Annotated in this window: 6 protein-coding genes and 3 pseudogenes; 4 read left to right on the top strand and 5 right to left on the bottom strand. The window is 49.3% G+C overall.

All coding sequences use genetic code 11. The features are described from left to right. A partial coding sequence (tnpA, locus tag BFF42_RS09650; RefSeq protein WP_241525476.1) for an IS66-like element accessory protein TnpA occupies positions 1-269 on the bottom strand: 269 nt, incomplete at its 3' end. Between the two features lie 90 nt (positions 270-359). Here tnpA and BFF42_RS09645 point away from each other — a divergent pair. After that, positions 360-431 (top strand): annotated as a pseudogene (locus tag BFF42_RS09645) (ribosome modulation factor); the annotation flags it as partial. A 69-nt stretch (positions 432-500) separates the two neighbouring features. On the opposite strand, the gene fabA reads toward BFF42_RS09645, so the two are convergent. After that, the gene (fabA, locus tag BFF42_RS09640) at positions 501-1019 is read right to left on the bottom strand and encodes a bifunctional 3-hydroxydecanoyl-ACP dehydratase/trans-2-decenoyl-ACP isomerase (protein WP_000227927.1); all 519 of its coding nucleotides are present in this window, start codon (positions 1017-1019) and stop codon (positions 501-503) included. A gap of 68 nt (positions 1020-1087) precedes the next feature. Then, positions 1088-2847: pseudogene (locus BFF42_RS09635) on the bottom strand (AAA family ATPase). 185 nt (positions 2848-3032) lie between these two features. On the opposite strand from BFF42_RS09635, the gene matP reads away from it, so the two are divergent. Then, positions 3033-3485 (top strand): macrodomain Ter protein MatP, encoded by a 453-nt coding sequence (gene matP, locus BFF42_RS09630; protein WP_000877160.1) that lies wholly within the window; start codon positions 3033-3035, stop codon positions 3483-3485. A gap of 74 nt (positions 3486-3559) precedes the next feature. Here the strand turns inward: matP and ompA are convergent, their stop codons facing one another. Then, the gene (gene ompA / locus BFF42_RS09625) at positions 3560-4600 is read right to left on the bottom strand and encodes a porin OmpA (protein WP_039060295.1); all 1041 of its coding nucleotides are present in this window, start codon (positions 4598-4600) and stop codon (positions 3560-3562) included. A 357-nt stretch (positions 4601-4957) separates the two neighbouring features. Beyond that, a complete protein-coding gene (gene sulA, locus BFF42_RS09620; RefSeq protein ID WP_000288710.1) occupies positions 4958-5467 on the bottom strand; it encodes an SOS-induced cell division inhibitor SulA in 510 nt (169 codons plus the stop codon). 218 nt (positions 5468-5685) lie between these two features. Here sulA and sxy point away from each other — a divergent pair. Both sxy and BFF42_RS09610 read left to right on the top strand, forming a co-directional pair. Next, a pseudogene (gene sxy / locus BFF42_RS09615) lies at positions 5686-5958 on the top strand (CRP-S regulon transcriptional coactivator Sxy); the annotation flags it as partial. A gap of 55 nt (positions 5959-6013) precedes the next feature. After that, positions 6014-6208: IS1 family transposase (locus BFF42_RS09610; RefSeq protein WP_001649947.1), on the top strand; the 195-nt coding region annotated here is incomplete at its 3' end.

The raw sequence follows: 6208 nt of genomic DNA, 5'->3' as shown, positions 1-6208 counted from the left end.
GGATCCTCTGCGAGCGATTCTGGCTGTTCGGCAGCTGCATCGAGAGTCACAGGAAGTAGCTGGGGGCTCTCTGAAGAAGGTAATAGCAGCTTTCCCTCGCGCCATTGTTGTCGCCATTTGAACAACAGATTGGCGTTAATGCCATTTTCAAGAGCAAGTTTTGAGATGGATATCCCGGGTTCACAGGAGGCAGCAACGAGCTGCTGTTTAAATTCGGGAGGATAATTAGGGCAGCCTTTTCGCCTGCCGGGATTCACATTTTTCTGCATATCTGACACTTTGGTTCCCACTACTTATTTGGTGGACACCACTTTGTCTAATTCGTCAGATTCTGACCAGACGGTTCAGGCTGTACGCTTACGCTGAATCAAAGGTCACAATGGCTGGGAGGCTGGCGAGAAGCCATGGCGGACAGGGTAGTAATGGCCTGATTCTGTCTCTTTAAAAAGAAACCTCCGCATTGCGGAGGTTTCGCCTTTTGATACTCTGTCTGATGATAATCAGAAGGCAGACGTATCCTGGAACAGACCGACTTTCAGGTCGCTGGCGGTATAGATCAGACGACCATCAACCAGCACTTCGCCATCTGCCAGACCCATAATCAGACGACGATTAACAATGCGTTTAAAGTGAATACGGTAGGTCACTTTTTTCGCTGTCGGCAGTACCTGACCAGTGAATTTCACTTCGCCAACGCCCAGCGCGCGGCCTTTACCTTCGCCGCCCAGCCAGCCGAGGTAGAACCCTACTAGCTGCCACATTGCGTCCAGGCCCAGGCATCCCGGCATAACCGGATCGCCAATGAAGTGGCATCCGAAGAACCACAGATCCGGATTGATATCCAGTTCTGCTTCAACATACCCTTTGTCGAAGTTACCACCCGTTTCGGTCATTTTGACCACACGGTCCATCATCAGCATGTTCGGTGCTGGCAATTGCGGGCCTTTAGCGCCAAACAGTTCACCGCGACCAGAGGCAAGAAGGTCTTCTTTTGTATAGGATTCGCGTTTATCTACCATGTTCTCTGTAAGCCTTATTTTATTGAAGCACGCAGGATAGCTAACACGTGTACGCTGAACAAGTCCGATCAGTTCGGAATAAACCAGTTCAGCCAACGTAATGGCCATGGAAAACGGTGACGTCCTTCCTGTTGCGATGCTTGCGCGATACGTTCCTGGATGGTTTGCATCAGCGTCGTTTGGCCTTCGCCATCCCACACCAGATTTAATAATAACGGCAGTGCGTCAGTCACATCGTCTACTGCCCAGATGGTGAATTTGCCTTCTTCTACCGCTTTCACCAGTTCACTGTGAAGACTTAAATGGCGAACGTTAGCTGTGGGGATAATGACACCTTGTTTCCCGGTTAACTCACGTTGCTGGCAAATAGCAAAGAAGCCTTCGATTTTCTCATTTAAACCACCGACCGGCTGGGCGCGACCGAACTGATCGACTGAACCTGTGATAGCGATACTCTGATTCACCGGCACATCGGCGAGGGCGCTTATCAGGGCGCAGAGTTCAGCCATCGAGGCACTATCTCCATCAACTTCACTGTATGACTGCTCAAATGTCAGCGATGCTGAGAAGGGGATCTGTTGCTCAAGCTGTAGTTCCGACATCAGGAACGCTTGCATGATCATCATCCCTTTCGCATGGATATTGCCGCCAAGTTCCGCTTTGCGTTCGATGTCGTGAATTCACCATCGCCAATATGCACAACGCAGCTAATGCGAGAAGGTTCGCCAAAAGCGCGTGGATGACCCGGAAATTCAATGACCGAAAGGGCGTTAATTTGCCCGATGCGTTCGCCTTCGGTTTCAATCAGGATTTGCTCCTGAAGGATCTCATCCTGCATACGTTCAGCGAGGAAACCTTCGCGCCATTCACGCTGCTGCAGCATTAAGTTTAGCTGCTCGCCGGAGAAGGTGTCGCCATCACACAGGGAGGCGACCTCTTTACACTGGCGGAGGATCCACTGCGGGCTAAGCGGAAGTGTTTCTTGTTCACCGGTGTAGCGTGCTGCTTCGCGGATAAGTACCGGCCAGGCATCCGCTCCCGGGGCAGGTAAGTGATTATGTCTGGCGGTAAATGTCACCCAGCGACACCACTGGCTTACTGACTCCGCATCGACAATCTGCAGAGTATCTTCAAATTCGCTATAAATAGCCTGCTCTGAAAGCTCTGGCTCCATCTCCTGGAAATCAGCCAATGATTCGCGTTCGCCTACCAGAATGACTTTCAGCTTCAATGGCATCGAAGGCACAGAGACGGGGAGAGGGCGCGACTCATCAAACGCAACCCAGTCAAAACGCTCGCGGTTAACGATATTTTTCAGCCGCATCCACAGCAGAGGTTGCGCCAGCAGTGTACGCAAAGAGATGATGAGAATACCGCCATTTGCCTGATGCACCAGACCAGGCTGCAGGGTAATGTCGCCATTAAACTGGCGCAGGCAGCCAAAGAGTTGCTCCGCTTCTACCCAGTCGGCAGCGACAACTTGCGTTAAAGTCGCAAAATTATCATCTGCACTCACTGCGTGACGTAAGCGGATGGAGTGGCCGGAAACCTCATAGTGATCGCCCACCAGTTGGCCTGCATCGCTTTGTAGCGTACGCGCGGCATCGGCAATAAGATTCAGATACTCAGACTCTTCCGGGGCCTTAGCCAGCATAAAAGAGGAGGATGCTCGCGTATGCAGCAACTGCTCCAGCGCAAATTGCAGCCGCGGTTGAGTATCACTGAATAAAGGATCGTTTTCGTCAATCAAATGTGGCTGAGCAAATATTTCCTGATAGCTATCGGTATCAGGAACCAGGTCACGCCATGCAAGTTTCGTAATGGTCAAAGTTGATGTTTTTTAGTCTGTTGTCAAAGCCGCGATTATACCGTAACCGGCACTACAGCACACGTAGAAAGCACCGACAATACTCCTGGCATGGGCGTTAAAGCTCACAGGATGGAGATTCTTTTCTTCACTGGCCTAAAAAGCTGATATTCTGTAAAGAGTTACACGGTAACATTGAGATCGCTATGAAATATCAACAACTTGAAAATCTTGAAAGCGGTTGGAAATGGAAGTATCTGGTGAAGAAGCATCGCGAAGGGGAGTTAATTACCCGTTACATAGAAGCCAGTGCCGCCCAGGAAGCCGTCGATGTGTTGCTCTCGCTGGAAAATGAACCCGTGCTGGTAAATGGCTGGATTGACAAGCATATGAATCCGGAACTGGTCAATCGCATGAAGCAAACCATTCGTGCCAGACGGAAGCGCCATTTTAATGCGGAACACCAGCATACGCGCAAAAAGTCGATCGATCTGGAATTTATTGTCTGGCAACGTCTGGCTGGTCTTGCGCAGCGTCGCGGTAAAACGCTTTCTGAAACGATTGTTCAGCTGATTGAAGATGCGGAAAACAAAGAGAAATACGCGAATAAAATGTCTTCTCTGAAGCTGGATCTGCAGGCATTGCTGGGTAAGGAATAACTGACGAAAGTCAGTTCAATTTACTAAAGGCAAAAAAACCCCGCAGCAGCGGGGTTTTTCTACCAGACGATAACTTAAGCCTGCGGCTGAGTTACAACGTCTTTGATACCTTTAACTTCGATCTCTACGCGACGATCCGGAGCCAGGCAGTCGATCAGTGCAGCACGCTTTTTCACGTTGTCACAGGTGTTGCCAGTAACCGGGTTGGATTCGCCCATACCACGTGCGGAGATCTTGTCTGCCGGGATACCTTTGGAGATCAGGTAATCAACAACAGACTGAGCACGGCGCTCGGACAGACCCTGGTTGTAAGCGTCAGAACCGATGCGGTCGGTGTAACCCAGAACAACTACGGAACCGTCTTTCGGATCCAAGTTGCTCAGCTGGCTGTACAGCTGATCCAGAGCAGCCTGACCTTCCGGTTTCAGGGTTGCTTTGTTGAAGTTGAACAGAACGTCAGACTTCAGAGTGAAGTGCTTGGTCTGTACTTCCGGTGCCGGAGCTGGAGCCGGAGCAACTACTGGAGCTGCTTCGCCCTGACCGAAACGGTAGGAAACACCCAGGCTCAGCATGCCGTTGTCCGGACGAGTGCCGATGGTGTGTGCGTCACCGATGTTGTTGGTCCACTGGTATTCCAGACGGGTAGCGATTTCAGGAGTGATCGCGTACTCAACACCGCCAGCGAAGACCGGAGAAACGCCGGTGTCGTGGTTTTTACCATAAACGTTGGATTTAGTGTCTGCACGCCATACCATACCACCCAGACGAGTGTAGATGTCCAGGTCGTCAGTGATTGGGTAACCCAGTTTAGCGGTCAGTTGAACGCCCTGAGCTTTGTATGCACCGTTTTCAACGCTGCCTTTGTACGGCATACGACCTAACCAGTCGTAACCCATTTCAAAGCCAACATACGGGTTAACCTGGTAACCACCAAAAGCACCAGCGCCCAGTTGGTTTTCATGGGTCGGGCCATTGTTGTTGATGAAACCAGTGTCATGGTACTGGGACCAGCCCAGTTTAGCACCAGTGTACCAGGTGTTATCTTTCGGAGCGGCCTGCGCTACGGTAGCGAAACCAGCCAGTGCCACTGCAATCGCGATAGCTGTCTTTTTCATTTTTTGCGCCTCGTTATCATCCAAAATACGCCATGAATATCTCCAACGAGATAACACGGTTAAATCCTTCACCGGGGGATCTGCTCAATATTAACTCTACCGATATCTTCGGCTTATGCCGAGCACCCCTGGCGATGTAAAGTCTACAACGTAGTTGAAAACTTACAAGTGTGAACTCCGTTAGGCATATGAAAAAAAAGTCTTGTATAAGGTATGTTTAATCTTTTTTGTCAGCGACAATTTACAGAAGAAAATCGCGGAAACCGCTTCAGACAAGCCTCCGCAAGGAAAATTAGTCACGACTGAAAGCATTGGCTGGGCGACAAAAAAAAGTTCCAGGATTAATCCTAAATTTACTTAATGATACAAATTAGAGTGAATTTTTAGCCCGGAAAGTTGTCTCGTGGCGTGAGAGGATGCGCTTACCGGACGCATAATAAACCCCATAGCGTTACCTTCATTTGCCGCATCAACAAGTTCAGCATGCTCTTCTTCAGTCAAATCATCTGCCAACCAACCGATCACCACACTGTAATTGCCCGTGCGTAAAGCGCGAACCATTGACTCCACAGTGTGGCAAGGGGAGAGCTGGCTAATCTGCATTACTTTCGTTAAGGGTAGCCCAGATGCCTGAACCCATTCCCGACTCAGTTTTTGTTGCGGTGTTAACCAGAGTTGCCAGCGCGATTGCTGACCGAGTTGCTGTAACAATGGCAACAGTAGAAGTTGCGTCATCATGGGCTGATCTTCGCGATAGACAACTTCACTGATAAGCCCGGCTGTAGTGTTTTCCGTAGAGACACGCGCAATTTTACTTGCTGCGGATGAGAACGACGAAGAACGATGTGCATAGCCTGAAGTGTACATAATCAATCCAGCCCCTGTAAGCTACTGTATGGATGTACAGTACATCCAGTGACAACAAAGATCAACCCTATTTTCGGAAAGAGCCTCGCAAATTTTGTCGTTGGTGACGGGAAAACATAAATTAATCTTGCCCCTTAAGAATAAGTTGCCTATTTTCGTAGTTAACGGATCCGTTAATGTGAATCATTCTTTTATGTTATGATTTTAAAAGGAATTTTATGAAAAGCCTCTCCTATAAGCGGATCTATAAATCACAAGAATACCTGGCAACGTTGGGCACAATTGAATACCGATCATTGTTTGGCAGTTACAGCCTGACCGTTGACGACACGGTGTTTGCGATGGTTTCTGATGGTGAGTTGTATCTTCGGGCTTGTGAGCAAAGTGCACAGTACTGTGTAAAACATCCGCCTGTCTGGCTGACATATAAAAAGTGTGGCCGATCCGTTACCCTCAATTACTATCGGGTTGATGAAAGTCTATGGCGAAATGGTAATGCTGCCAACTTACTGATTTAGTGTATGATGGTGATTTTAAGGTGCTTGCGTGGCTTCCATTTCCATCAGATGTCCTTCCTGCTCCGCTACTGAAGGCGTGGTGCGTAACGGCAAAAGCACTGCCGGACATCAGCGCTATCTCTGCTCTCATTGCCGTAAAACATGGCAACTACAGTTCACTTACACCGCCTCTCAGCCCGGTACGCACCAGAAAATCATTGATATGGCCATGAATGGCGTCGGA

It is taken from the genome of Shigella sp. FC1661 (assembly GCF_001712525.1).
Lineage (GTDB): Bacteria > Pseudomonadota > Gammaproteobacteria > Enterobacterales > Enterobacteriaceae > Escherichia > Escherichia coli.
This window is presented reverse-complemented; position numbering and strand designations above follow the sequence as displayed.

Coding starts and splice junctions, on each gene's coding strand:
- sulA (WP_000288710.1), bottom strand. CDS start 5,467: ATGTACACTTCAGGCTATGCACATCGTTCTTCGTCGTTCTCATCCGCA.
- fabA (WP_000227927.1), bottom strand. CDS start 1,019: ATGGTAGATAAACGCGAATCCTATACAAAAGAAGACCTTCTTGCCTCT.
- matP (WP_000877160.1), top strand. CDS start 3,033: ATGAAATATCAACAACTTGAAAATCTTGAAAGCGGTTGGAAATGGAAG.
- ompA (WP_039060295.1), bottom strand. CDS start 4,600: ATGAAAAAGACAGCTATCGCGATTGCAGTGGCACTGGCTGGTTTCGCT.